The organism is Filomicrobium sp. (genome assembly GCF_025698805.1).
Lineage (GTDB): Bacteria > Pseudomonadota > Alphaproteobacteria > Rhizobiales > Hyphomicrobiaceae > Filomicrobium > Filomicrobium insigne.
The window spans coordinates 625,733-650,434 of record NZ_JAILWT010000001.1; the positions used below are offsets into that span (position 1 = coordinate 625,733).

Annotated in this window: 24 protein-coding genes and 1 tRNA gene; 8 read left to right on the plus strand and 17 right to left on the minus strand. The window is 58.6% G+C overall.

What is annotated here, in order from left to right; translation table 11 throughout:
* Positions 1-53: 53 nt before the first annotated feature.
* The 5 genes from sucD to K5845_RS02810 all read right to left on the minus strand — a co-directional run bounded on the left by sucD (position 54) and on the right by K5845_RS02810 (position 4,503).
* Positions 54-953 carry a succinate--CoA ligase subunit alpha gene (gene sucD, locus K5845_RS02790; protein ID WP_046477328.1) on the minus strand — a complete coding sequence of 300 codons (900 nt, stop codon included), beginning with the start codon at positions 951-953 and terminating at the stop codon, positions 54-56.
* Between the two features lie 16 nt (positions 954-969).
* Entirely contained in the window at positions 970-2,148 is a 1,179-nt protein-coding gene (locus K5845_RS02795; protein WP_046477327.1) for a malate--CoA ligase subunit beta, read from the minus strand.
* 55 nt (positions 2,149-2,203) lie between these two features.
* Positions 2,204-3,160, minus strand: a complete 957-nt coding sequence (locus K5845_RS02800) for an HpcH/HpaI aldolase/citrate lyase family protein (RefSeq protein ID WP_090226889.1) — start codon at positions 3,158-3,160, stop codon at positions 2,204-2,206.
* A gap of 141 nt (positions 3,161-3,301) precedes the next feature.
* Positions 3,302-3,565, minus strand: a complete 264-nt coding sequence (locus K5845_RS02805) for a hypothetical protein (protein WP_287958350.1) — start codon at positions 3,563-3,565, stop codon at positions 3,302-3,304.
* 278 nt (positions 3,566-3,843) lie between these two features.
* Positions 3,844-4,503: a response regulator transcription factor gene (locus K5845_RS02810; protein ID WP_046477324.1), complete on the minus strand. Its 660-nt coding sequence runs from the start codon at positions 4,501-4,503 to the stop codon at positions 3,844-3,846.
* Between the two features lie 484 nt (positions 4,504-4,987).
* Here K5845_RS02810 and K5845_RS21185 point away from each other — a divergent pair, with 484 nt between their 5' ends.
* Positions 4,988-5,332: a PilZ domain-containing protein gene (locus K5845_RS21185; protein WP_170832406.1), complete on the plus strand. Its 345-nt coding sequence runs from the start codon at positions 4,988-4,990 to the stop codon at positions 5,330-5,332.
* A 53-nt stretch (positions 5,333-5,385) separates the two neighbouring features.
* On the opposite strand, the gene K5845_RS02815 is transcribed toward K5845_RS21185, so the two are convergent.
* Positions 5,386-6,501 carry a DUF1236 domain-containing protein gene (locus tag K5845_RS02815; protein WP_287958352.1) on the minus strand — a complete coding sequence of 372 codons (1,116 nt, stop codon included), beginning with the start codon at positions 6,499-6,501 and terminating at the stop codon, positions 5,386-5,388.
* Positions 6,502-7,376: 875 nt separating this feature from the next.
* Between K5845_RS02815 and K5845_RS02820 the strand changes: the two genes are divergently transcribed.
* A complete protein-coding gene (locus K5845_RS02820) occupies positions 7,377-7,682 on the plus strand; it encodes a hypothetical protein (protein WP_046477321.1) in 306 nt (101 codons plus the stop codon).
* 55 nt (positions 7,683-7,737) lie between these two features.
* Here the strand turns inward: K5845_RS02820 and ada are convergent, their stop codons facing one another.
* The 4 genes from ada to K5845_RS02840 form a co-directional block, all read right to left on the minus strand.
* Complete coding sequence (gene ada / locus K5845_RS02825; RefSeq protein WP_287958353.1) at positions 7,738-8,817, minus strand: bifunctional DNA-binding transcriptional regulator/O6-methylguanine-DNA methyltransferase Ada; 1,080 nt, start codon at positions 8,815-8,817, stop codon at positions 7,738-7,740.
* Positions 8,818-8,923: 106 nt separating this feature from the next.
* Complete coding sequence (locus tag K5845_RS02830; protein WP_046477320.1) at positions 8,924-10,354, minus strand: short-chain fatty acid transporter; 1,431 nt, start codon at positions 10,352-10,354, stop codon at positions 8,924-8,926.
* 170 nt (positions 10,355-10,524) lie between these two features.
* The gene (gene ahr, locus K5845_RS02835; protein ID WP_046477318.1) at positions 10,525-11,526 is read right to left on the minus strand and encodes an NADPH-dependent aldehyde reductase Ahr; all 1,002 of its coding nucleotides are present in this window, start codon (positions 11,524-11,526) and stop codon (positions 10,525-10,527) included.
* A 59-nt stretch (positions 11,527-11,585) separates the two neighbouring features.
* Complete coding sequence (locus K5845_RS02840; protein WP_287958354.1) at positions 11,586-12,065, minus strand: DUF3617 domain-containing protein; 480 nt, start codon at positions 12,063-12,065, stop codon at positions 11,586-11,588.
* Between the two features lie 207 nt (positions 12,066-12,272).
* On the opposite strand from K5845_RS02840, the gene K5845_RS02845 reads away from it, so the two are divergent.
* Positions 12,273-14,267 carry a PhoX family protein gene (locus K5845_RS02845; protein WP_287958355.1) on the plus strand — a complete coding sequence of 665 codons (1,995 nt, stop codon included), beginning with the start codon at positions 12,273-12,275 and terminating at the stop codon, positions 14,265-14,267.
* A 12-nt stretch (positions 14,268-14,279) separates the two neighbouring features.
* Here the strand turns inward: K5845_RS02845 and K5845_RS02850 are convergent, their stop codons facing one another.
* Positions 14,280-14,876 carry an AbiU2 domain-containing protein gene (locus K5845_RS02850; RefSeq protein ID WP_287958356.1) on the minus strand — a complete coding sequence of 199 codons (597 nt, stop codon included), beginning with the start codon at positions 14,874-14,876 and terminating at the stop codon, positions 14,280-14,282.
* A gap of 64 nt (positions 14,877-14,940) precedes the next feature.
* Complete coding sequence (locus tag K5845_RS02855) at positions 14,941-15,333, minus strand: hypothetical protein (protein WP_287958357.1); 393 nt, start codon at positions 15,331-15,333, stop codon at positions 14,941-14,943.
* Positions 15,334-15,513: 180 nt separating this feature from the next.
* On the opposite strand from K5845_RS02855, the gene K5845_RS02860 reads away from it, so the two are divergent.
* Positions 15,514-15,900 (plus strand): hypothetical protein, encoded by a 387-nt coding sequence (locus K5845_RS02860; RefSeq protein ID WP_287958358.1) that lies wholly within the window; start codon positions 15,514-15,516, stop codon positions 15,898-15,900.
* A 116-nt stretch (positions 15,901-16,016) separates the two neighbouring features.
* Here the strand turns inward: K5845_RS02860 and zigA are convergent, their stop codons facing one another.
* Positions 16,017-17,261 (minus strand): zinc metallochaperone GTPase ZigA, encoded by a 1,245-nt coding sequence (gene zigA, locus K5845_RS02865; RefSeq protein ID WP_287958359.1) that lies wholly within the window; start codon positions 17,259-17,261, stop codon positions 16,017-16,019.
* 564 nt (positions 17,262-17,825) lie between these two features.
* The gene (locus K5845_RS02870) at positions 17,826-18,161 is read right to left on the minus strand and encodes a hypothetical protein (RefSeq protein WP_090226917.1); all 336 of its coding nucleotides are present in this window, start codon (positions 18,159-18,161) and stop codon (positions 17,826-17,828) included.
* A gap of 120 nt (positions 18,162-18,281) precedes the next feature.
* Between K5845_RS02870 and K5845_RS02875 the strand changes: the two genes are divergently transcribed.
* Complete coding sequence (locus K5845_RS02875; RefSeq protein WP_287958360.1) at positions 18,282-19,226, plus strand: LysR family transcriptional regulator; 945 nt, start codon at positions 18,282-18,284, stop codon at positions 19,224-19,226.
* 6 nt (positions 19,227-19,232) lie between these two features.
* Here the strand turns inward: K5845_RS02875 and K5845_RS02880 are convergent, their stop codons facing one another.
* Positions 19,233-19,865, minus strand: a complete 633-nt coding sequence (locus K5845_RS02880) for a COG3650 family protein (protein ID WP_287958361.1) — start codon at positions 19,863-19,865, stop codon at positions 19,233-19,235.
* A gap of 257 nt (positions 19,866-20,122) precedes the next feature.
* Between K5845_RS02880 and K5845_RS02885 the strand changes: the two genes are divergently transcribed.
* Positions 20,123-20,800: an SH3 domain-containing protein gene (locus K5845_RS02885; RefSeq protein WP_076605287.1), complete on the plus strand. Its 678-nt coding sequence runs from the start codon at positions 20,123-20,125 to the stop codon at positions 20,798-20,800.
* Between the two features lie 68 nt (positions 20,801-20,868).
* Here K5845_RS02885 and K5845_RS02890 read toward each other — a convergent pair whose 3' ends face one another.
* The gene (locus K5845_RS02890; RefSeq protein ID WP_046477310.1) at positions 20,869-21,333 is read right to left on the minus strand and encodes a nucleoside deaminase; all 465 of its coding nucleotides are present in this window, start codon (positions 21,331-21,333) and stop codon (positions 20,869-20,871) included.
* A 49-nt stretch (positions 21,334-21,382) separates the two neighbouring features.
* Positions 21,383-21,459: transfer RNA gene (locus K5845_RS02895), tRNA-His, on the minus strand.
* Positions 21,460-21,757: 298 nt separating this feature from the next.
* On the opposite strand from K5845_RS02895, the gene K5845_RS02900 reads away from it, so the two are divergent.
* Together K5845_RS02900 and K5845_RS02905 are read left to right on the plus strand one after the other, a co-directional pair.
* Positions 21,758-22,552, plus strand: a complete 795-nt coding sequence (locus K5845_RS02900; protein ID WP_287958362.1) for a sensor histidine kinase — start codon at positions 21,758-21,760, stop codon at positions 22,550-22,552.
* Positions 22,553-22,698: 146 nt separating this feature from the next.
* Positions 22,699-24,426, plus strand: coding sequence for an ABC transporter permease (locus K5845_RS02905; protein ID WP_287958363.1), 1,728 nt, complete (start codon positions 22,699-22,701; stop codon positions 24,424-24,426).
* Positions 24,427-24,702: the final 276 nt, after the last annotated feature.

Sequence of the window (24,702 nt, forward strand, 5' to 3'; positions counted from 1 at the left end):
TCCTCCCGTTCCGATTGCCTTCTCCTAGACCCATCGGGGACCTTTTTCGAGGCTTAAGCCACCTTCTTAATGCGGGAAAGGACTTCAGCAACTGTCGTGCCCATATCGCCTGGAGTTTGCGCGATGGTTACACCACATTCTTTCAAGATTGCCACCTTCTCCTCGGCGGCTTCACCGTAAGAGGTCACGATCGCGCCAGCGTGGCCCATCGTCCGGCCTTTTGGTGCCGAAAGACCTGCAATATACGCAATCACAGGCTTCTTCATGTGATCGCGGGCAAATGCGCCGGCTTCCGCTTCCTGCGGACCGCCGATTTCACCGATCATCAGGACGGCGTCCGTTTCCGGGTCCTTCTCGAACTCTTCCAGAATGTCCTTAAACGACGAGCCGTTGATTGGATCACCACCGATCCCGACTGCGGTCGAGACGCCGATATCCAACGCCTTCAGCTGCGAGGCCGCTTCGTAACCCAACGTACCGGAGCGACCGATAATGCCTACGCGGCCCTGCATGTAGATGTGGCCCGGCATAATGCCCAGCATCGCACGGCCCGGCGAGATGGTGCCAGCGCAGTTAGGGCCTGTCAGACGCATACGGTTTTCTTTTTTGTAGCGGCGCATGTAGCGCTTCACGCGGATCATGTCCTGGGCCGGAATGCCGTCTGTGATGCAGGTGCAGTATTTGATGCCTGCATCAGCAGCTTCCATGATGGCGTCAGCCGCAAAGGGCGGTGGCACGAAGACGATCGAAGCTTCGGCACCAGTTTCTTCGACTGCACCTTTGACGGTGTTGAAGACCGGACGGCCGAGGTGGGTTGTTCCACCCTTACCTGGAGTCACACCACCCACAACATTGGTGCCGTAGTCGATCATTTCCTGTGCGTGGAAGGTGCCGATGCGTCCGGTGAAGCCCTGGATGAGGATCGGCGTATTCTCGTTGATGAAGATTGCCATGTTCTATCTCCTCGTCTCACGCTGCTGCGGAAGACTGCCGTGCGGCAGCCACGGCCTTTTCGGCAGCGTCGCGCAGGCTGTCGGCATTGATCACGGAAAGCCCGCTTTCAGAAATGATCTTGCGACCCTCTTCGACGTTCGTTCCAGCTAGGCGAACGACGACGGGCAACTTGATATCGAGCTCAGTGATGGCATCGACTACACCCTTCGCAACCCAGTCGCAGCGATTGATGCCTGCGAACACGTTGACGAGCAGCGCCTTGACGTTCGAGTCCTTCAGAACCGCGCGGAACGATTTCTGGACGCGCTCGGGACTGGCGCCACCGCCGATGTCGAGGAAGTTGGCAGGTTCACCGCCGGCAAGCTTGATCATGTCGAGCGTTGCCATGGCGAGACCCGCGCCGTTCACGACACAACCGATATCACCGTCGAGGCCGACGTAAGACAGGCCGCGGTCGGATGCGTAAGTTTCTCGTGGATCTTCCTGGCTCTTGTCGCGCAGCTCGGAGATCTGTGGGCGGCGGAACAGAGCGTTTGCGTCAAACGACATCTTCGCATCTAGAGCGATGAGAGAGCGTTCACCCGTCACAACGAGGGGGTTAATCTCAAGAAGGGTCGCGTCGAGATCACGGAAGGCGCGGTAGCAGCCGAGAATCGTGCGTTCGAATTTATTTACGAGATCGGGCTCGATACCGAGGCCAAAGGTCAGCTCGCGTGCCTGAAAGCCCTGCATGCCGACGGCAGGGTCGACAACGACGCGCAGAATAGAGTCAGGCTGCTTTTCGCTAATCTCTTCAATGTCCATGCCGCCGGACGAAGAAGCGACGACAACGATGCGCTCCTGGCCGCGATCCATGATAAAACTCAAATAGTATTCTTTGGCGATGTTCGTGCCTTCTTCAATATAGAGGCGCGAGACAAGCTTGCCTTGGGGGCCGGTCTGGTTCGTTACCAATCGCTTGCCGAGCAGGGAATCGGCGGCTTCCCAAATTTCGTCGTCCGTCCGGCAGATTTTGATGCCGCCGGCCTTGCCACGGGCACCGGAATGGATCTGAGCCTTAACGACCCAAACCGAGCCACCGATTTCGTTAGCGCGGTAGGTTGCCTGCTCAGGCGAATAAGCCAACCCACCGCGCGCGATGGGAACGCCAAACTTCGCCAGAAGTTCTTTGGCCTGATATTCGTGTATGTCCATGTATTCCTCCCTTTCGGGGCGCCCGGGAGTGCCCGGTACGCCCCATCGCAAAAGATCAGGATTTACGGGCGTCGGCAGCGGCCTTAATGGCATCGCGGGTCACGAGGATGTTTCGTGCCATGCGTTCTGACGCAGCGTCGATCATCTTGCCGTCGAGTGAAGCGGCGCCCTTGCCTTGCTCTTCGGCTTCTTTCAGAGCCACGACAGTGCGTTCCGCCTTTTCGACTTCCTTCTCGGTTGGCGAGAAGATCTCATTGGCGAGCGTGATCTGAGATGGGTGGATTGCCCACTTGCCTTCGTAGCCCAGGGCAGCAGCACGACGTGCCGAGTCCTTGTAGCCTTCCGGATCGTCAATGCCGCCGAACGGACCGTCGATTGCACGCAGACCATAGGCGCGGCATGCAACCAGCATACGGGTCAGCGAGGCGTGCCACTGGTCACCAGGATAGTCTGGGTTGAGACCACCGATCACAACCGTGCGCGAGCGCAGGCTGGCGGCATAGTCGGCAACGCCGAAGTGTAATGCCTCCATGCGGTTGGGATATTGTGCGATGGCTTCAACGTTGGCCATGCCGAGCGAGGTTTCAATCAATGCCTCAAGACCAATACGGTTCTTGAAACCTTTGCCTTGCTCGATCTGCGAGACCATCGCGTCGACCATATAAAGGTCTGCGGGTACGCCGACCTTTGGAACCAACAGCGTGTCGACCTTTTCGCCGGCTTGCTCAACCACTTCGACGACGTCGCGATACATGTAGTGCGTATCAAGGCCATTGATGCGGACGGAAACGGTCTTTCCGGCGCCGCGCCAGTCGATGTCGTTAAGAGCCTGGATGACGTTGGCGCGCGCTTTGATCTTTTCTGGCGGAGCGACGGCGTCTTCAAGGTCCAAGAAGATGTAGTCGGCTTCGCTTTGCGCGGCCTTTTCGATCATTGAAGGGTTGGAGCCAGGCACGGCCAATTCACTACGGTGCAGGCGGGCTTTGCGCAGATTGTATAGCGTATGACTCATAGGTGTTTGGTTTCCTCACGTTTTAGGCACGACTTCACCGTCCCTGCCCTGGGGTTTCTATCCCGGGGCAAGGGCCGCGCCGTTTGCAACAACGCTTGTTATTCTGCCCGGCCTAATCAGGCTGGGCTATTGGCTTTTGGGTCAGCTTGCCAGCATTAGGCTAACCTGATCGCGGCTTGCAGCCGATTTCACTGCGATTTCGCGGAAGTGATCTGCCGCGGCGCCTGTTCCCGAGCCAGGCTCAATCTTAACGCCGCGAGCGCGCAAAGTCATTTCCACGGCGCACCGCGCGCCGCCAGATATGTTTTTGTCCAAAGTGCTGAGATGTGAACGCATGTCCTCCTGGCGGATGTCCATCGCGAGCCAAACCCGATCAGAAATGAACAGGTGCGGTTGGATAAGCATCAGCCGTTTCCTCCCAGCTGGTTTCCGTACGTTGTCAGGGTTTTGTTGATTTTCGCGGAGTGCCAAGAAGGGCAGGTCTGCTTATCATTTATATCGCGACTCTACTCGCACCTGCCGAAGATACGAGGTCGCGTTTCCCTAACGGTTATTAGTCGGCGCAGTCACTATCGGCGTTCGCTTGTACGGCTGCAACACCCGGGCGGGCAAAAAAGCACCGCCGGTTGGCGACGCTTTTTTTGACCCATATGGGTGGTTTTCCACCTACTCGAACGGGTAGGTCAGCGCTCCGGATTCGACAACGATAGGGCCACCGCCATCGCACGGTTCTTGACGCCCAGCTTATCGTACAGGTTCTTGAGATGATATTTGACGGTGTTCTGCGAGATGCCAATGCGACTTGCGATCTGTTCATTCGTCAGCCCGTTCGCCAGGGCACGCAGAAGTTCATGCTCGCGCGTGGTGAGCCCCTCAAGCGGATCATCAGACAGAGCGCCGATATCGACATAGGGCAGGCTCAAACGTCCTCGAGCAACACTGGCTAGCGTATCTAGCAAAACCGAGGGGTCTTCGGACTTTGATATGAACCCCCAAGCGCCAAGCATTACAGCTTGACGCAGCACTGACGGATTGCTGTCCCCCGTATACACCACACACCGGATCGGCAGTTTACGGCGCCGCACGGCCCGAAGCACGTCAGCTCCGGACATGTCGGGAAGTCCCCAGCCAATGACGCCGATCGTGGCTGGTTTCGTTTCGCAGCTGGCAAGAAAAGCATTACCGCCGCTGACAATCTCCGTCACTTGGAAGCGACCATCCTTGGCGATGTAATCACGAAGGCCGGCACGAACGACGGGATTTTTGTCGGCAATCAGCACGCATATCGGGTTTTCGCCACCAGCGGTGACATTCGGACCGGCTAGTGGGGCCACTTCATTCATACACGCCGTTCCTTTGTCGACAGCTCGCCTTCTTCATCGAACCGCTTTTCCATCGTGACTTCGCCGCTCCCTGCGCTTCAACATTGGCCGTTGGACTTACCCGCTGCCAAGTTTCCTGGTTGAAGATGATCGAACTTGCTATCTCCCTCCAGGCAATACTGGGGCACTCGGAGGGCTGCGGCCTTAACCAGTGTATTAGGTTATAGGTAGAGATTGAACCTTTCCTGATGCGACACGCCCAACGGAAAGTTCATACTTCTCTTACCATAGTTCTGATTTTCAGAGGCTCTGTCCGGATCTCGTCGCGGTTGGGGGTAGCCTATTCCTCGTCAGCGTACATAAATGCCTGACGAGGTGGTGCGCCCACGGCATAAGATAAGGATTATCATGAGATCCTCGCTACTTATGTCATGCGTTACGTTCTTTTTTATCATTAATATACGAGCTATCAGGACTGCTCAGGAACGAAGCAAAGGGCGCCAACTTGGGGAACTCAGACGGACGGGATGCTGGCCGATCCGCAGAGCGCCGAAGGTTCGGTAGGCGCTCGACGCTCAAACGCGCCACCATCGTTACTGAAGACGGTGTGCAGACGGCATGCTTTGTCGTCGATATTTCGGACAATGGCGCTCGCTTAAAACTTAGCAATCCCTCAAGTGTACCCGATAGGTTCGGCCTCATGATTGAGGCAGATGATTTCAGCGTTCGCTGCGCAGTCGTTCGGCGCGAAGACGCACATCTGGGAATTGAGTTCGTCGGATCGCCACGACGATTATCGTGGTTTCGCAATCGATCCCGCCTGTCTCAGCTCAATTTCGTTCTCGACTGAGAGAAAAAAGCGAGCCGACTGCCGCCGGCTCGCTCCTCGGCATCATATATCTGTTAGTCCTGAATCAACACGACAACCTGATGCTCATTCGGATCTACAATTGCAATCTGGTCATCGACGATGAAATAGCGGCAGGACCCTAATCGCGACACGCGCTTAAGGACCGGATCGGGAAACGTTCTCAGCTCAACGGAGGACGGAACGTCCCAACCGATAGATACGCCTCCCACATTCACCTCATTACGCATTTGCACCGACCTCAGCAGATAGGCTCGGTCATCGGCACTCAGAGTAATGTCTTGCGAACAGCGACCCGAACCACCACCGCTTGCATAGGTGCGGTTGCCAGACGAGTCGATGACAGCCACAACGTCATAGGTATCCGGCTCTACGATGACATAGCGATCGTCCACGTAGACGTACTCGTAGCCCCGGTACTCAGGAACGATGGCAACAACCGCTGTGGGGACCGGATAGTAGTGCCAGTCGCGCGGCATCTGTCGGCCGATCGAGATATCGATGTCGACGTCAGTATGCTCCTTTACATCAGAGCGGTCGCGGAAGGCCGTGCGCACGCGGTCTTTCTTCTCACCCTGAAGCTCAACGTTTGCAGCCTTTTTTTCGCCGCGGTCAGACTTGGTGTCAGCGCGTTTCTCACCCTTGTCGGCTTTATCGTCGTCTTGTTTCTGGGCGCGACGCTCACTGTCATCATTTTTCTTCGACGCGCGTTTGCTATCGTCGCGATCAGCCTTTTCGTCCGAACGATCCGCTGATTTTCGTTCAGACTTGTCGTTGTCTTCCTTGGAGCTTGATCGCGTTTTTTCACGAGACTTGTCGTTGTCCGATGCGCTCTTCTTGGACGCTCGATCATCGTTTCTGCGGTTATCCGCCGAATCCTCGTCTTTCGATTGACGCTGCTTCGCTTGCTTCGAATCTTCGCGGTCCTTGCGCGATGAACTCTCGTCGGCGGCACGGCGACCTTTAAACTCTGACTGTCCTCGTTCAGCCCTCTCCGGGGCATTGCCACGCTCCGCACCGCGTTCTTGTGCTTGGCTTCTTTGCTCTTGCGCTGGCCGCTCCTTGTTCTGTGCTGGCCCTTCCTGCGCATAGGCAGCACTCATGCCACCAAGCATCAGCACGGCTGATAACGCTATATGTACTGGTTTCATGAAACATCTCCTTGGATTCGTTTCCATTTGATCGGAATTAAAAAGGGCTTCGCATATTTTTTTTATGCGGGCCCCTCGCTTCAATTAATTCACTTCGAATGGCCGAGTTCCGCGAAATAGTAGTGCGTGCGCTGATGTTCACTTCGCCACGTAATTCCATGAAATAAATTGACAAATAAGAAGGAACATAACCCGCCAAACCGCGTTCCGTGAGGGGGTCGCAATCCAATGGAGGCGTACATGATACGTTTTGGATTTAAGTCTGCGGCCGTGGCGGTCATCGCACTCATGGCGGCAATTTCAAGCGCAAAAGCACAAGGCGTTATTATCAACGATACTTACTACGACAGCGATACGATTTACGATTACGGCAGGGATACACCACGAGATCCACCGACAACTGGACAAGGCGACGTCGCCAATGTGCCCCCAGCGGGCACGGGCTATTCTGGGTACGTTGAGTACCCAGCTCCTTTGCCAGGAACACGTGTTTATGGCTGGGTTTCGAGAGGCCCTGCTCCTGGTTGTGGAGAATACCAGTATTGGAATGGCTCTCGCTGCCTAGACGCTCGCGTCGATCCCCCGAATCCAGGGGTAGCGGATTAATTTTTTTCTGGAGGCTGCGCGCTTCTTGTGCGGCCTCCGTACAAACACGTCAGATTCTTTCGGTGCTATGGCGTACAACAACAGGCAACTTACATTCGTGCGCTGACGACGCATATCATCGCCCGAAGACCTGATTTTAAAAAAAACGTTGGGATTATTTTCTCATATTACATTCTTTTCCCATGCAGCCCTCGGAATAATAAAAGTGGCTTACGGAACAAAACATTAGCCGGGCACGTTAATCGCATCCGCACCAGTAGGAGGCGTAGATGCGAAATACACTATTCAGTCCCATCGCAGCGGCAGCATTCGGTCTGGCGCTCACCGCAAGCGCAGCGAGTGCGCAAGATGCCATCGTTTATGACGCGTACGACGATTATCCTCCCCCTTACGAAATCGTCGAAGTTCCACCTCCCCCGCCAGCTGCCGTCGTCGAGGTTCCCGGCCCGGGTCCAACCCGCGTTTATGGCTGGGTAGCCGCGCGGCCTGCGAGCTGCGGCGAATACCATTATTGGGATGGCGCTCGGTGCCTCGACGCCCGTGAGGATCCGCCTGACACGGGGCCTCGCTGGTGATCGATCGGATTTTGAGTAGCGTGTGCGCCTAAGTCGCCATTCATGCGCGAACACGCTACTTAATCTTTTCTCGTTCGATGAGGGTACGTTTGCGTTCTACACCCCATCGGTATCCCGATAGGTTCCCATCCGTCCGCACAACGCGGTGACAGGGTATCGCCACCGCGACGTGGTTAGCTGCGCACGCGCCTGCGACCGCGCGTACGGCTTTGGGCGCTCCCATGCGCCGGGCGAGTTCCGCATAGCTGACCGTTTCACCGGGTGGTATCGCGCGCAATGCTTGCCAGACACGATGCTGAAAAGCAGTTCCGCGAACATCCAGCGGCAAATCCCATTCGGCATGAGGCGTCTCGACGAAGCCGACGACGTGTGCGACGAGCTTTTCAAACTCTCTGTCCCCTCCGATCAGGCTTGCGTTCGGAAAGAGATCCTGCACCTCGTGTACGAGTTCGTTAGGATCATCACCTAGGAAGATCGCGCATACTCCTTCGCCACTCGCAGCAACGAGGATCGCCCCGAGAGAGCATTGGGCCACTGCAAATTTAATCTCGGCGTTCGCTCCACCGCCCCGGTAGTCCGTTGGGGTCATGCCCAGGATGTCTGTCGCCGTTGCATAGAAACGACCATTAGAGTTGTAGCCTGCATCGTAAATCGCTTCCGTCACGCTCGTGCTCCTTCCCAACTTCTCACGGACCCGCTGCTGACGCGTTGCCGTGGCGTAGGCCTTGGGCGTAACGCCGACGATGGACTTGAACAGCCGATGAAAATGAAAGGGGCTTAGCCCGACCGCACGCGCCAGGTCATCCAGCTTTGGCACGACTTCAGCTTCCATGATCAAACGACAGGCTTCGGCAACCTTCGCCGCGTGTTGTGCGCCCGGCACCAACTCATTCGGCTTGCAACGCTTGCACGGCCGGTATCCCGCGGCTTCTGCCTCAGCGCACGTATCGTAGAACGTGACGTTCTCACGTTTGGGGCGGCGGGCGGCGCACGACGGCCGACAATAAATGCCGGTCGTCGCCACGGCGGTATAGAACTGGCCATCCGCTGTCTTGTCCTTCGCGACCACGGATGCCCAGCGTTGGGCGTCTTGGGCCGCGCGTGCGGCATCATTCCTAGTACGGGTCCGGGGCATAGAAACAGCCTGAAAGTCCATCGGTTCAGTTGCACTCTTGCGTGAAACTTAGTCCCGCGCCAACGACCACGCACCCCGATCCTTGCTTTCAAATCCAGAAGCGCCTCTACGGCATTACGGGCGGCATGTATGTCAGCGTGTGAGCGAACAGCCAAAATAGGAAGAGTCCGATGGGGACGTGCCAGAGAAACTGCAGAAATGTGTAGCCCACGATATCGCGCGGTTTCAGCCGGAGAACGCCGAGCAGCGGCAGCATGAAGAATGGGTTTATCAGATTTGACATGGTGACCGCATTAAAGGCCTGAACCGCCCAGCCGAGGTGCACCTTCAAATCGTTCGCAGCCTGCATGACGTGGGAGGCAGCTAAGATCCATCTCGCTCCGCCTGCCGGAATGAAGAGGCCAAGAATGATGGAATAAAGTCCCATGACGATGGTGTACGTCGACTGTGTCGCCAGACTGGCGAATGCATGCGCCATCTGATCGGTTACGCTGACACCTGCCGCATTCGTCGCGTTCGTCAGAATGGCGGCAATGCCACCATAGAAAGGGAACTGAACGAGGACGCCACCGACTGACGGCACCGACTTTTGAACGGCTGCTAAAAAGCTACGCGGACGCCAGTGCAGCAGCAGGCCCATCATGATGAAAATGAAGTTATAGGTATTGAGGTTCGAAATCCCGCCGATGAGGCCGCGCGTCGCGAATTCCTGAACGAGCCACATCCCGCCCAGTGCAACGAGCGCTATCGTCAGGATCGGCGAATACTCCAACCACTCACCGGGGCGCGACGGCGGGTCCAGATCGCGCGCGTCGAGCGAGACATCAACGCCCATATCTTGCGCCCTCAGCGTCGATCCTCTGGAGGGCACCGACCACCAGGCAATCGCAATCGACATAATGAAGAAGAGTGCACCGGTGAGGAGCGACTGCCAGAGGAAGATCGTTTGCGTCAGCGGGATGATGCCCGTGACGTTCAGGATCGAGGCCGGCAGACCTGTGGGATTTGCTTGAAACTGTGCAGCGGCCGAACCGATACCGAATGCCCAGGTGGCGCCAACGCCGAGGTATGCTGCCGCGCCGGCAGCCCTGTAATCCATATGAATGTCTGTTCGCCGCGCGCAGGCACGCGCCAGCAATGCGCCGAAGATCAAACTCATCGCCCAATTCAGCATGGAGACCAGCATCGCGACGGCGCCGATAAACACCACCGCCCCGCGTCCTGTCCTCGGGATGCTGGCGAGCCATTCGATACCCCGTTCCACCGGCGGCGCGACGGCGAGCACGTAGCCGCCGATCATCATCACGGCCAACTGCATCGTGAAGAGAACGAGGCTCCAGAACCCGTCCCCGAACGACTTCGCGACGACGAGCGGGGGCGCCCCATTGAGCAAAGCGGCAAGCGCAACGATGGCAACGGCGAGACCGACAAACACAAAGGCATCTGGAAACCAGCGTTCGGCCCATGCGGTAAATTTCAGCGCAGTCCGCGCAAGCCAACCGTCCTCGCGCGGCGAGGCGTCATCAGTCACGGCCATGGAGAGCTTCTTTCGAGAGGCAGATCCGATTGGAATGAATGCGCTGGCGCGGCGTTCGATTCCGCGCGCAGCATGCCCCGTGTCGGGTAGCGTTGTATATTACGCCATAGTATCGGGCTTGGGTATCAGGATGTGGACGTCGTCCGGATGAATCGTCAGGACTGATCGCCTCACATATCCAGCACAATCCGATAGCGCGCTTTGCCGGCTTCGAGGTGCGCCATGGCCTCGTTGACCTTCGCGATCGGGAAGTGTTCCGTCTTTGGCAGGACGTTATGGCGGGCAGCGAAATCGACCATGTTGCGCATCGTGATTGGAGACCCGTTTGGCGAGCCCGACACGCTGCGTTGCTGCATAATGAGTTCCATCGCGATAACCGGGATCGGCTTCAGGACTGCGCCGACCACGTGCAGGCGACCCTTGGGGCCCAACGTGTTGATCATCGCCCGCCAGTTGAGCGGTACGTTCACCGTCACGATGAGCAGGTCGAGCGAATTGGCGACGGACGCCAGAGCCGCATCATCGCGAGAATTGACGACGTTATGGGCGCCGAATGCGCGCGCTTCATCCGCCTTCGAGTCCGTTGAGGTGAAGGCGGTGACTTCGCATCCCCATGCATTCGCGAACTTCACGGCAAGATGCCCCAGGCCGCCGATGCCGACGACACCGACGCGATCGCGAGACATGATCTCGAATTGCTCAAACGGCGTGTAGACGGTGACGCCGCCGCACATGAGCGGACCTGCCTCGGCCGGATCGAGCCCGGCCGGCAACGGGATCGCCCAAGGCCATTGTACGCGGACGCGATCCGCGAAGCCTCCATGACGGCCGACAATCGTGCCTTCACCGGTTGGGCAGAGATTTTGATCTCCGCCGATACAGGGATTGCAATGCATGCAACTTCCCGCCATCCAGCCGACACCGACGCGTTGCCCTACGGACAGGCCTTTCGCGAGTGGGCCCATATTCGTGATTTTGCCGATGACTTCATGGCCCGGCACGACGGGATAACTGGAGATGCCCCACTCATTGTGCATCATCGACAGATCGGAATGGCAGATGCCACAGTGCTCGACGGCGATTTCGACTTCTTCGGGCCCGAGTTCGCCTGGATCGTATTCGTAGGGTACGAGCTTCTCCTTCGGCGCGCTTACAGCCCAAGCCTTGATCATGCGAAATACTCCATAGATGTGGTCGCGCTGCCCGTGTTCGCCGCAGGCTCAACGGTCAGTTATTTTGAAAGTTCCTGAGCAGCGGCAGGGCACGGACCAACGCGATGGCCGCTCTGAACCTCGGTCATTGTCATGTTCTTGCCGCCCATCTTCATGGTGATACGCCCCTCGAACCGGTCTCCGCGAAGGTCAAACGTTGCAGAAGCTTGTCCTCTGTTTGTGCCCGGACAGACGATGTCGAACCGTAAGGCGCCACTGTCGCTTGAATTTATTTTCGTGTGCGGACATTTGGCCAGCGGATTATTATCGCTCAAGACGCCCAGGCCAAGAGTGAGGTTCTCGCCCGCTGCCTCAACGCACAACCGCGTGACCTTGGTCGCGGCGCCGGTATCCAGATGCGGCAACTCAAGACGCACGGTCACGTCATAAGAGCCTGATGCAAGACCCAGGTCCAATGCGCAGGCCGGACCGAACAGGAACGCCTCCAAGATCAACGTCATCCAGAAGACGGATTGCACCAACTTGTACCGCGTTTTCATACCTGCTGCCCTGTTGGTTCATTTCAAGGAACTGGTGCGCCAGCCCTCAGAAACGGCAACCTGTTTCTTGCTTTCAAAGTCCGCCTTGCTTGTATGTTAGGAAACTTCCCCAGGCTTTGTCTCCGGCGTAGAGCGGCTGTTGTCGCACTGTCATAGAAGCTTTCTAGAAATGCGCTCATGCCATCAGTGTTGAGGACGGGCGAGACCATGGGCGAGATTGATCCTGCGATGACGCGTTCACAGGCTTACGAAGAAGCAGAGAACGTCGGACGCAACGAAAGCGCGAACCCGACGCTGGGTGACGTGATCGCCCAGCGCTACAGCCGTCGCGACATCATGCGCGGGGCGCTCGCCGTCACCGCGATTACGGCTACGGTTTCGCCATTGGCTCTCGCGGCGGCCTCGGCAGCACGCGCGGAAGGCGCAGCGCCAGTGTTCGACTTCCCGGAAGTCACCGCCGGTGTCGACGACAAGCATCACGTCGCTAACGGCTACGACGCGCAGATCCTGATCCGCTGGGGCGACCCCGTGCTTTCCGGTGCACCGGATTTCGATCCGCAGAAACAATCCGCCGACGCTCAGGCAAAGCAGTTCGGCTACAATAACGACTACCTCGGCTACATTCCGCTGCCCGACGCCGAGAACCCTTCGACGCACGGCCTCCTCGTGGTCAACCACGAGTTCTCCAACGAAGAGCTGATGTTTCCGGGCCTGCCCAAGCAGGACAAAGAAGCTGCTTTCGGCCAGATGACGAAAGAGCTGGTCGACATCGAAATGATGGCGCACGGTGGCTCGGTCCTCGAAATCCGCAAAGAGAACGGCACATGGTCGGTCGTGCCGGATTCAAAATACGCGCGGCGTATCACCCCGGAAACCGAGATGACCATCAGTGGTCCCGCAGCCGGTTCGGACCGGATGAAGACATCCTACGACGCGGAAGGCCGCAAGGTTCGCGGCATGCTGAACAACTGTGCGGGCGGCGTTACGCCGTGGGGCACATGGCTGACGTGCGAAGAGAATTTCAACGGCTACTTCTGGGGCGACTACTCGGACGATCACCCGGAAGCCCGGAATGCCAAACGCTATGGCGTTGCGGGTCGCTGGTATAACTGGGGCCAGTACTACGACCGTTTCGACGTGAGCAAAGAGCCCAACGAGCCGAACCGCTTCGGCTGGGTCGTCGAGATTGATCCGCTTGATCCCAATTCGGTGCCGAAGAAGCGCACGGCCATCGGACGCTTCAAGCATGAGGGTGCCGCCAGCGTCGTCAACAAGGATGGCCGCCTCGCAATCTATCAGGGTGACGACCAGCGCTTTGACTACGTCTACAAGTTCGTCACGCAGGGTGCCGTCAACAGCGATGACCGTGCGGCGAATATGGACCTGCTCGACGCAGGCACGCTCTACGTTGCGCGCTATGATGCGGATGGCACGGGTGAGTGGCTGCCGCTCGTTCATGGCGAGGGCCCGCTGACGGACACCAACGGCTTTGCCTCGCAGGCGGACGTGCTGATCGAAACGCGGCGTGCGGCGGATCTGCTGGGCGCCACGAAAATGGACCGGCCGGAAGGGACGGACGTCAATCCGCAGACCCAAAAAGTCTACGTGATGTTGACGAACAACACGCGGCGGAAGCCCGAAGACGTCAACGCCGCGAACCCGCGCGCGAAGAACGCCTTCGGGCATATCATCGAAATGCACCCGGACGGCGATGACCACACGTCCACGACGTTCAAATGGGAGATCCTCATCAAATGTGGGGATCCCGCGATTGCTGAGATTGGCGCCACCTTCAATCCGGCGACCACGCGCGACGGCTGGCTCGGTATGCCGGACACCGTATGCGTGGATGCCAAGGGGCGCCTGTGGGTTGGTACGGACGGCCAGGCCGAGGACAGCACCGGCCGGACCGACGGTCTTTATGCGGTTGAGACCGAGGGCGCGTTGCGCGGCACGTCGAAATTGTTCTTCCGCTGCCCCGTCGGCGCCGAGCTATGCGGTCCGGAAGCGACGCCCGACGTCGAGACCTTTTTCGTCGCGGTTCAGCACCCCGGCGAAGACGGTGAAAGCTGGAAGGCGTTCGGACGCGCGTCCACCTTCGACGATCCGGCGACGCGCTGGCCCGACTTCGATCCCAACCTGCCGCCGCGTCCCTCCATCGTGGCCATCACGAAGAGGGGCGGCGGGAAGATTGCGGGGTGAGGGGGCTACTTGCTAGTCCTCACGTGTGGTCTCGCCACAGCCTCCACCGTAGAGGAGGTTGTATGTATTGGCGTGCTCAGCAATCACCTTGGCATCCGATCCGTCATAATTCCAAATCGGATGGCTAGCTCCGAATACAATTGCATGTAGCTCATTGATGATAGTGAAACTCGACGACAGAGCTGCGTTGAGCTGGTCGTGTGTAATGTCGGCCTTCTTCCATACTTCCGTCGGTTCCGAAACTCCGTCAGCGTCCAAGTGAAAATGCGTCTTGTCCCGGATATGTTTTAAGCCTACGCCGACCTTTCGTATTGGATCGAGATCACATCCTTGCCGTTCGCAGATTGCTTCAACTTCGGTTGCGCGACATTCACACAACGCCCAAAATCCTGCCTTTTCTCCTCGGCCAGTTTTAGGATTTAAGCTCAGTATTTTGACCACATGGGCAATCATTTGGTCCCACATCGCGAGTTCAGCCAACCGAATAAAGTTCGCTGAATTATCGCGCTCAACCTCCTGCAGTGCCTTCCACGCACGGTAATACCAAATGGCACGCGAAAGCTCGGACGCGCAGCGCCGAACGGCAGCCTTCTGAAGCTCGTCATTCATCGGGTCACTCTGCTAGTTGCTCGGCACGGGCGCCGCGTTAGCGAATAAACTCCGACGCTTAATCTTAAGCCACTTCGGTAGGTGACGTTCGCATCCCGCAGATCGCGGCGATGACGAAAATCAGGAACGAGGCGGCGTAGCCGAGGGAGGAGACGGCTGCGATGGGCTCGTATTGCCCGTACCCTTCGTAAAGAAGCCAGAGGCCGACGACGAGGGCTGCGAATGAGATTTCGGCCAGCCAGAAGTGAAGGGTCGCCAGAAGCTTTGGAACTGCGTGGCCGTGAGCGCAATAAAACAAACCAAAAATCGCGAAGCTCACCCATCCAATGACGAGAATATGAGCATGTGTTGGTAACTGGCCGTGGTTTTTGGACATGGCCATGTGAAGGCCCAGCAAAATTCCGAGCACACCGTAGACTAACGCCGTTGCAAAAAACGCTTTCCCGAACCCACGCATTTTTCCCACTCTCCCTACAGCCTTCTGCCACCGTCCCCCGTGCGTTCCGGTCTGGGCCGCCACGGTCGGCGTGGCTCGTTCATATCGCATCTGGGTTATGGTGGGCGAGTGGAGAAATGATGCGATGAACAGCCCTTCGAATTTGACGCGGACGGGGCCAATACCCAGTTATAAGTTGCTATGCTTACCGTTCTTCTCGCCAAGGTTCTCGGCATATTCATGATCATCGTCGGCGCCGCCGTCGTTGTGCGCAGGCACTATTTCATTTCGGTGATCGATACCTTCATCGAACAGCGCCTGACACGGTTCGTGTTGTCGATGGTCGAGCTCTTGGCCGGCCTGTTTCTCGTCGTCTCGCACAATGACTGGTCGTCGCCGCCCGCCATCCTCATCACGGTTTGCGGGTGGCTCGCCGTTATCGAAGCGACGACGTACCTGTTCCTGCCAGACGCAATGTTCGCGAAATTTCTGCGCGCCCTAAGAAACCCAACGGGCTATGCCATCGGCGGCCTCGTGTCCGTTGTTCTGGGGTTGTATCTCGCGGGCTATGGGTTTGGCTGGCTCTGAGTGCCGACAGACCGTCCCCAGAGACTTTCCGCTTTTCGTTGAATCGCGGAAAGCCCGAAATTCTTTTGTGGTGGCACTTCTCACCGAAAACCGGTTCCCACTTTTCCGGAAGCACTCTAGGCGGCGTCGCGGCGCCATACCGGAAACGGGTCTTCGAGGTCGCGCCAGCGATTTGTGTCGACGGTGCCTTCCCGGGGAAGCGGCAGCAGACATGCGTTGAGTTCCGCCGTCAGCGCATCCTTGTCCATCTCGCGGGTGCCAATGAACACCAGCTCCTGTCGGCGGTCTCCCCAGAGGCGGTGCCATCCCTTGTTGATCCGTGCCACAAGCTCGTCGTCTGCTGGCCAACGCTCCTTGGGTACGGCCGCCCACCAGTATCCGACCGCCTCGTGGCGCACGAGGGCGCCTGCCTGGGATAGCTCGCCGACCCAAGCGGGGCGCGTGGCGAGCCAGAAGAAGCCCTTGGCGCGCACGACGCCGGGCCAGGATTTGTTCATGAACGCGTGCAGCTTTGCCGGGTCGAAGGGACCTCGTGCCCGGTAGACGAAGCTCGATATGCCGTACTCTTCCGTTTCGGGCTGATGATCGCGGAAGCCATTCAACTCCCGGAACCAGGTCGGGTGGTGGTGCGCTGCTTCAAACGAAAAGAGGCCTGTATCGAGGATATCGCCCAACGCGACCTGGCCTTGGCTCGTTTCGATCAGACGGGCATCGGCATTGAGCGCCCGCACGATCGAACGCGCGGCCTCGATCTCATGCGGCTCAGCGATATCGGTTTTGTTCAAGACCACGACGTCGGCGAACTCGATCTGTTCAACCAGTAGACTCACGAGCGGGCGCTCGTCGTCCTCGCCTGCCGTTTCACCCCGGTCGGCGAGAAAGTCTTGCGACGCGTAATCCTTCAGCAGGTTCGCCGCATCGACGACAGTCACCATCGTGTCCAGCCGGGCGATATCAGCTAAGCTCGCGCCGTCTTCGTCGCGGAATTCGAACGTCGTTGCGACAGGAAGCGGCTCGGCGATCCCCGTGGATTCGATCAGCAGATACTCGAAACGCCCTTCATCGGCGAGGCGGCGCACTTCGCTCAGAAGGTCTTCTCGCAACGTGCAGCAAATGCAGCCGTTCGACATCTCGACGAGTGTCTCGTCCGTGCGGGAGAGGTTCGCGCCGCCTTTGGAGACAAGTTCCGCGTCGATGTTGACCTCGCTCATATCATTGACGATGACGGCGACCTTCAGGCCCTCGCGATTGTTCAACACATGATTGAGCAGGGTCGTTTTGCCGGCGCCGAGAAATCCCGACAGCACCGTGACGGGCAAGCGCTTGTCCGGCGTGGCGGCGTCTTCGTCGAGATGGGTCATAAGCTTCTTATCCAAGGCAGCCCTCATTCTTTTCAACGCGAGTTCGATGTGGACGCGCACGACATCGCTGGAGCACTATCTAAACGGATGTTATAACATCCGTCAAGGGCCATTGGTTTGAATGGGGTGCTGATGCGCGGTGTGAGTGGATGCGGTAATGCGGCGGGAGCGTGCGGCGGGGAAGTTTGGGTCGCGGCGTCGCGATAACCGCCACGCTTAGCGGCTTGCGGCGTGCGTGGGGCAGCACCTGATCAAGATGGCTAAAGGAAGTAGGCGGAGTGGGGAGGGAGGCGCCCCCACTCCGCAACCGATGCCCAAGGGGAACGAAGGCATCGGCGGGCCATCTTCGCGCGTTTGCGGCGCGCCGGGCTCATTGTCGTGCTTCTTACCGGAAAACCGATGCCCACTTTTCCGGAAGCACTCTGGCGCGCGTTGCAAACGGTCCGAGTCATTTGCGGAGATGGCCGCTTAACTGAGCCGAACCGGTCCAAACAGGCCGGGGACTGTTCGTCGCGTCCCCGGGCTTTCAGGCTTAGCGTCTCTGTCTGGTGGTGCTTTCCGCACTTAGTTCGTGACCGGCAGGCGCTCGACGTGGACGTCGTCGTTCTGGCGGCTGATCTCCACCTTGGTCGGGGCCTCACCGTAGGCATTCGGCGAAGACACGATCACCGACTGACCTGGCGCCAGCACAGCCTCGAAACGAACCGACTGGCTCTCGGGATTGGCCAACGTCGCAACGACGTGGAAACCTTCCTTCTTGACCGTGTAGTAGGCGACCCCGTTGACACCGCCCAGATCGATCGTGCGACCGAACGCAGGCGTGAGGACATCCGCTTGAGCGGCCAATGCAGAGGTTGCAGCAACGACGAATGCGGCGAACGCAAGGGTGAACTTTTTCATCTTCCATTCTCCTGGTTGGTTTGGGTTGGCACTTGTTCTGTTGGAAGGGCATTGGCGCCTTTCCGTCTGGACCAGAGAATGGTATGAGGGGCTGAATTAATCAAATAGATTGGATTGATATTGGCAATCGATCACATCAATTTAAGTCGTATCGACCTCAATTTGCTGGTTGCCTTCGATGCGCTGATGGCGGAGCGGAGCGTCACGAAGGCAGCGACGCGCGTGGGGCTCGGCCAATCGGCCATGAGCCACAATCTTGCGCGGCTGCGGCGGCTGTTCGACGATGAGCTGTTGACGCGAAGCGCCGAGGGCATGCAGCCGACGCCGCGCGCGCTCGCCCTGGTTGATCCGGTGCGGATCGTGCTCGCCAACATCGAGTCTCTGGTCAATCGGCCGGAAGATTTCGACCCGCGTACTGCCGAGCGGGTCTTTCGCGTCGGGCTTCCAGACAGTGTGGAGGTGCTCGTCGGCCCGAAACTGCTCGCGCACGTCTGCGCAGAAGCACCCGGCATCCGCTTCCGTTTCTACTCGACAGACGAGCGGCGCATTCTGGATGAACTGGACGCGGACCACATCGACCTTGGAATCGGGATCGGTACCTTCCCCGAGGGCCAGATCCACCACAAACGGCGCGTTCTCGCGACGGATTCCTACTTGTGCATGTTCAACGCCGACAAGGTCGATCTCAAGCTGCCGATCTCGCTCGAAGACTATGTGCGGCTGCCGCATATCCTGACGAGTTTGCGCCGGGGGGAACGCGGTGTCGTCGATGATGTTCTGGAAAAGCTCGGGCTTTCACGAAAGATCGCCGTGGTGACGCCCCGCTTCGTCGCTGTGCCGATGCTCGTTGCCAGCTCCCCCGTGATCACGACCATGCACGCGCGGCTGGCGCGCTATTTCGCGAAGGAATTGGGTCTCACGCTCAGCCCGCCGCCGATTGAGTTACCGGTGTTGACGACTTCGCTGCTGTGGCACGCGTCCTATGACAGCGATCCCGGTCACATCTGGCTGCGGAATACGATCGTGAAAGTCAGCCAGGAAGCCGAGGCGGATTTGACAGGGTAGAGGGGCCTACCTCTCGATCACGCAGCAGCCTTCGTGGAGGTTGTCGTCGTCCGAGAGCAGAACCTGGAAAGTGTAGTCGTAATCCGACATCCCGTCGGAGCACCAATTCTGATGGGAGACCGTAGCTCTGACCTTTCGTCCGTTGGCGTCGGTTAGCCGGTAGAGCAAGGGGAATGGGCGCCCCACGGCGGGTTGAACGCGGTCCATGGTGAGCTTGGTCCGCGACTCGGGAGTGGAATATTCGCCTCCGTTAGGGCCCAGCGTAACGCCCCAGAACGGTTCCGTTCCCGAACAGCGAAACGTTTCGCCCCTGAGATCGGGAAATCCATCAGCGCCTTCCAGGAACTTGGCGTTCACCCAACCACGTGTCGCTCCGAAGGACACCTCCAACCAGCGCTGCTCATCGACGCGCTTCGAGCGGCCTGTTCCAAGTACATCAGTTGCATCAGCCGGGATACGTCCGACCTCTTTCCACTCCGACGGCTTGCCGTCATCAAAAGGCTCTTCGCGAACCGTGAGGCTGTCGCCCTTAGCGACGCCAGCGACCTCGTAGCTTTCGAAAGCCCAGGCCGTGTCGCACGACCACGCGACGATGAGCGCGCAAACGGTGAAAACGGAAAAGACAGGTGACTTGGCCATTTGCGTCTCTCATTGGGCTAGGTTATTCGCGGCAAATCGTGACACGCTTTGTCGCATCGGCTCAAGCGGGATAAAACGACGGAACTCCTCACGTCTTACGTTCTTATTTTGTCGCGCGGTTGTCCGCACGCAGCCGACCTCGGCTTCACGGCCAGGGCTCCCTCTGCGTCGTGATAGCGTCACGATTGCGTGGTTTCGTTTTTTCCCAATCTGCGGGAAAAACGGCTCGTTTCACCCGACCCATCGAGGGAATAAAAATGAGAATACTGAAGCTGATCGGCGCCGCCGCCGCTCTGATGGTGCTTGCTTCCGCCGCAGCCCAGGCGGCACCGGGCTTTTCTACGGCTAACGTGAACCTCAGGACTGGTCCTGACATCGACTTTCCCGCCATCGACGTGATCCCCGAGGGGGATGACGTTGAAATCATGGGGTGTCTGGATGATGAATCCTGGTGCGAAGTCCTCTGGGACGGCGATCGGGGGTGGGTGTTCAGCGAATATCTCGCCTTCGATGGCCCCGGTGGCTACGTGTCGCTTCTCGACGTTGGACCTGCCGCTTACCACGTCCCGTTCGTCACCTTTGCCGCGCGAAGCTACTGGGATCGCTACTATGTCGGTCGTCCCTGGTATAGCGAGCGCGCGCGCTGGTATGCCCACCATGTCCGCCCACGCCGCGACTGGCATCGGCCGCCTTCCGGCAGACGCAATGCGGGGTGGTGGCGCAAGAACTACCGCGCTCCTTCGGGGCTGCGCCCGCCACCACATCACGGCTGGAAACGCCCGTCCCGCGAGATACGCCAGGAAGCTCGACGTCATCGCCGCAATGCAAGACAAGAGTACAGACAGGATCGCCGTGACGATCGACGCGATCGGCGGGATAACAGACGGGACGATCGTCGGGATGACCGGCGCGACCACCGGCATGATCGCCACTGATTGGTGCAAGATGTGATTCGAAAGCCCCGGCGCCTGCGCCGGGGCTTTTTCGTTGGGCAGTCAGGCGATTAGATGGTTGACCGCTTCCACAGAGCATAAAGCTCTTCGCCGTCTTCGAACCGCAGGGGCAAATGGCGTGCTGAGATCGATTGCTCGGAAAGTGGCCTTGCCAACTGGTCATAAACCGCCGCCGACGAAAGCCCAAAGGGTTCACCTTCCGCGTTGGAATAGGCGTAGGTGACACTCGTGATCCCCGACATGTGTATGGCCGCCAGGCACATGGGGCAGGGCTGCCCACTGGCATAGATGGCACATCCATTCAGGCGGGGCGTCCCTAGTACGGTGCTCGCTTGCCTTATGGCGTTGAGTTCAGCGTGGCTTGTCGGATCATTCGTCTTGAGGATCTCATTGACGCCGGTCGCTATGACCTTGCCATCCTTGACGACAACCGCACCAAAGGGGCGGCCGCCCTTCACAGCGTTTTCACGCGCCAGCTCCAAGGCCTGGCGCAGCCAGACTACGGCGTCGGCCATCTCCAAGATCCCCCGGATGGTGGGCTGTTCAAGTTGTCATTCGGAAAAATGGTACCGCCTACTTGATTCGAACAAGTGACCTCTAGATCCACAATCTAGCGCTCTAACCAACTGAGCTAAGGCGGCACACGCTGTAGCGATGTCTTTCACGGCATCGCTCGCAAAAAAGAACCCCCAAAAACATCGCGGAGGGTGCTCGCGTCAAGTGAAAATAGCCGCTCTGCACAGAGAGGCCAAGGGGGGTGCGGCCAAAACAGTGGGAATTTGCCGCGAAATGCGTATCCGGGCTTCCAAGTGTGTCATACATCGGTAGGATGGGGCAGGTGTATCTCGGGGGAGGGCACCGCAGCGGTTTGATGGCACCTGACAAGGACCATCAAGGACTTCGTGCACGCGGACTTGGGGCTAGTCAGCCAGATTGGCGATGACGAACAACGGTTACCAGTTGGAGCAGAAAGACCGGCCGGCCGACAGCCGCTGTGACGTTGTGGCGCGTGAAGAGGCGAAGTCGTTGTGCAGCTCCACCGTTCACGAACTTGCTCACGAACTGAAAACACCAATCAGCGCCATAGTTGCTGCCGCTGAGATCATGCGCGACGAGCGACTGGGGCCTTTAGCGAACGAGCGCTATCGCGGCTACGTGGGAGATATCCACGAGAACGCGGCGCAAATGCTGAAGTTGATCGACCGGCTTCTGGCGCGGCGCATTCTCGAGCAGGCAAGCGACGAATTGGAGCCCGTCGAAATCGATACGGAGGCCCTGGTTCGCGCGACCGCCTCTGCCCTGCAGCCGCTTGCTGAACAAGCCGGTCTCAAGCTTCAGGTTTCGGTAGGTCCGGGCCTGCCAACGCTCGTTGCTGATCCCACCAGCGTGCGACAGATTCTCGTCAATCTCCTGACGAACGCATTGAAGTTCACGCCGCGCGGTGGCGAAGTTTTAATTGAAGCCCGCCCCGATCCCTCCGGACGTACGGTTATCGCTATCATCGACAACGGCGGTGGCATGGACGAGGACCAGTTGCTGCGCGCACTGGACGGCGTGAGGTCTCATCCGCCAACCGATGGCAGCGGCGGCTCTGGCATCGGCTTGCGTCTCGTCAAGGCCCTCAGCCAAGCAAACGGTGCGGAATTTTCGCTGGCCAGCCAGCCTGGGCAAGGTACGCGCGCGACGATCACCTTCAATCCTGCCACTCATTGGGCCGCCAGCAGAGCGCCTTAGGGCAGAACTGGCGAGAACGACCGAGATGCGCTAAGGCAGCGGGACCTTTGTTAGGAGCCTACCGTGATGCCACCCGACACAATGCCCGAAACTGTTCTCGCCACGTTCAACGGTGTTGCAGAGAACTGGGTGGGATTGCAGCAGCAATGAGTTGGCTTACACGGACGCGTCCTTCGCTGCAGGACGCGATGCGATCTCTTGCCGGACTTGGGCAACACGTTCGTCGCTGGCGCGCGCGACGGCGCGCATCCCCGCTATGGACGGCGACTGTCGCGATCATCCTCGCCATCATGCTCATGCCCATCGCGACGATCTTCGTCCTCGCGGTGTCTCCACATGAAAACATCTGGCCACACCTGGTCAGCAGCGTTCTACCCGTCTCACTGCGAGACACGATTTTATTGATGGTGGGCACTGGATTTCTGACCTTGATCGTTGGTACAGGGACGGCGTGGCTTGTCACCATGTATCGCTTTCCTGGCCGCGCGTTGCTCGACCGTCTGCTGGTCATTCCTTTGGCCGTACCGACGTACATTATCGCTTACGCTTACGTCGAACTGCTTGACTTTGCGGGACCGGTGCAAACGGCCTTTCGCACGGTGTTCGGATTTACTTCGGCGCGGGACTACTGGTTTCCCGATATCCGATCGTTGGGCGGCGCGATCTTCGTGATGTCGGCCGTTCTTTACCCCTACGTCTACCTGACCGCACGCGCGAGCTTCGTGCAGCAGTCCGTTTGCGCGTTGGAAGTGGCACGGACCTTGGGACGGTCGCCCATGGGGACATTCTGGGCCGTCGCCCTACCCTTGGCGCGCCCCGCGATCGCGGCCGGCTCGGCCCTCGTTCTTATGGAAGTGCTGAATGACATCGGAGCGGTGCAGTATCTGGGTGTTCAGACGCTGACGGCGAGCATCTATTCAACGTGGCTGCAACGCTCCAATCTCGGCGGTGCCGCGCAGCTTGCCAGCATCATGTTGCTATTCATCTTTGCGCTCTTTCTTCTCGAACGGTTCGCGCGCGGCGGCGCGCAAGTACACCACACAACCGGACGCTATCGCTCCATATCGTTCCAGGACATTGAAGGAGTCCGCGGTTATCTGGCCGCTGCGGTCTGCAGCCTTCCCTTCGTTCTTGGGTTCGCTGTGCCGTTTCTTCTGCTGGCTCGTAACGCCGTTGTCTTCCTCGGAGAAGGGCTCGCGGCCGGGTTCCTTGGCGCGACGGCCAACAGTCTTATGCTGGCGGCGCTTTCGGCTATCGTCGCTTCAGCACTCGCACTTACCCTTGGCTATGCCCGTCGCGTCGCCAACAACAACATCGTACGGCCTGCCGTACGGGCGGCTGGACTCGGCTACGCGGTACCAGGAACTGTTCTTGCGCTAGGGTTGCTTATCCCGCTTGCGGCCTTCGATAATTGGGTTGACGCATTCATGCGCTCGAGCCTTGGGGTTTCGACGGGATTGCTGCTTTCAGGATCGATCTTCGCTTTGGTTCTTGCCTACACGATCCGGTTTCTGGCCGTCAGCCTCGGCACGATCGAGGCGGGGCTTGAACGCATATCGCCCAATCTGGATGCGGCCGCGCGCGCTCTGGGCTCAAGCCCGATGTCAGCGCTCATGCGCGTACACCTGCCGATGTTGACGCCGGCGCTCGGCACGGCAGCGCTTCTCGTCTTCGTAGATGCCATGAAGGAGTTGCCGGCGACACTCCTGCTGCGACCATTCAACTTCGACACGCTCGCGACACACGTCTATAGCTTCGCGGCACTGGAGCAATTCGAAGAAGCCTCTCTATCGGCGGTTGCAATCGTCATCGTTGGCCTGGTGCCGGTCCTTCTCCTGCACCGTGCTGTTGCCGGTGGTCGTCCCGGAACCTGAGCAATATTCTCCGGTAGGAAGGTCGGTTACCGCCTGAAGCTCATGTAAACGCGCAATAATGCATCCGTTTGCGGAGGTAATTCAGCAACGCTTTACCCACAGTCGTTATCGAGTAAGCTGCGGACCACGCTCGCATTTTGCTGCGATTTCTGTAGTCTGGCTGCAACGGTTTGGCTCAGAATTTTTAGCCTGCCGCGGCCCACTGCCTTTGTCTCAGCGCTTGTGCGATACCGGTCCCTCCCTTACAAGGAGAGCCGACGTTCGTTTAGCAGCGTC

Bases quoted from the DNA above. Each gene is read 5' to 3' on its own strand.
- zigA (WP_287958359.1), bottom strand. From the start codon at position 17,261: ATGACCCATCTCGACGAAGACGCCGCCACGCCGGACAAGCGCTTGCCC.
- K5845_RS02810 (WP_046477324.1), bottom strand. From the start codon at position 4,503: ATGAATGAAGTGGCCCCACTAGCCGGTCCGAATGTCACCGCTGGTGGC.
- K5845_RS02805 (WP_287958350.1), bottom strand. From the start codon at position 3,565: ATGCTTATCCAACCGCACCTGTTCATTTCTGATCGGGTTTGGCTCGCG.
- K5845_RS02815 (WP_287958352.1), bottom strand. From the start codon at position 6,501: ATGAAACCAGTACATATAGCGTTATCAGCCGTGCTGATGCTTGGTGGC.
- K5845_RS02890 (WP_046477310.1), bottom strand. From the start codon at position 21,333: ATGGCCGACGCCGTAGTCTGGCTGCGCCAGGCCTTGGAGCTGGCGCGT.
- ada (WP_287958353.1), bottom strand. From the start codon at position 8,817: ATGCCCCGGACCCGTACTAGGAATGATGCCGCACGCGCGGCCCAAGAC.
- K5845_RS02830 (WP_046477320.1), bottom strand. From the start codon at position 10,354: ATGGCCGTGACTGATGACGCCTCGCCGCGCGAGGACGGTTGGCTTGCG.
- K5845_RS02850 (WP_287958356.1), bottom strand. From the start codon at position 14,876: ATGAATGACGAGCTTCAGAAGGCTGCCGTTCGGCGCTGCGCGTCCGAG.
- K5845_RS02880 (WP_287958361.1), bottom strand. From the start codon at position 19,865: ATGGCCAAGTCACCTGTCTTTTCCGTTTTCACCGTTTGCGCGCTCATC.
- K5845_RS02870 (WP_090226917.1), bottom strand. From the start codon at position 18,161: ATGAAAAAGTTCACCCTTGCGTTCGCCGCATTCGTCGTTGCTGCAACC.
- K5845_RS02860 (WP_287958358.1), top strand. From the start codon at position 15,514: ATGCTTACCGTTCTTCTCGCCAAGGTTCTCGGCATATTCATGATCATC.
- K5845_RS02905 (WP_287958363.1), top strand. From the start codon at position 22,699: ATGAGTTGGCTTACACGGACGCGTCCTTCGCTGCAGGACGCGATGCGA.
- K5845_RS02845 (WP_287958355.1), top strand. From the start codon at position 12,273: ATGGGCGAGATTGATCCTGCGATGACGCGTTCACAGGCTTACGAAGAA.
- K5845_RS02840 (WP_287958354.1), bottom strand. From the start codon at position 12,065: ATGAAAACGCGGTACAAGTTGGTGCAATCCGTCTTCTGGATGACGTTG.
- K5845_RS02795 (WP_046477327.1), bottom strand. From the start codon at position 2,148: ATGGACATACACGAATATCAGGCCAAAGAACTTCTGGCGAAGTTTGGC.
- K5845_RS02885 (WP_076605287.1), top strand. From the start codon at position 20,123: ATGAGAATACTGAAGCTGATCGGCGCCGCCGCCGCTCTGATGGTGCTT.
- K5845_RS02900 (WP_287958362.1), top strand. From the start codon at position 21,758: ATGACGAACAACGGTTACCAGTTGGAGCAGAAAGACCGGCCGGCCGAC.
- K5845_RS02800 (WP_090226889.1), bottom strand. From the start codon at position 3,160: ATGAGTCATACGCTATACAATCTGCGCAAAGCCCGCCTGCACCGTAGT.
- K5845_RS02820 (WP_046477321.1), top strand. From the start codon at position 7,377: ATGCGAAATACACTATTCAGTCCCATCGCAGCGGCAGCATTCGGTCTG.
- ahr (WP_046477318.1), bottom strand. From the start codon at position 11,526: ATGATCAAGGCTTGGGCTGTAAGCGCGCCGAAGGAGAAGCTCGTACCC.
- sucD (WP_046477328.1), bottom strand. From the start codon at position 953: ATGGCAATCTTCATCAACGAGAATACGCCGATCCTCATCCAGGGCTTC.
- K5845_RS02855 (WP_287958357.1), bottom strand. From the start codon at position 15,333: ATGCGTGGGTTCGGGAAAGCGTTTTTTGCAACGGCGTTAGTCTACGGT.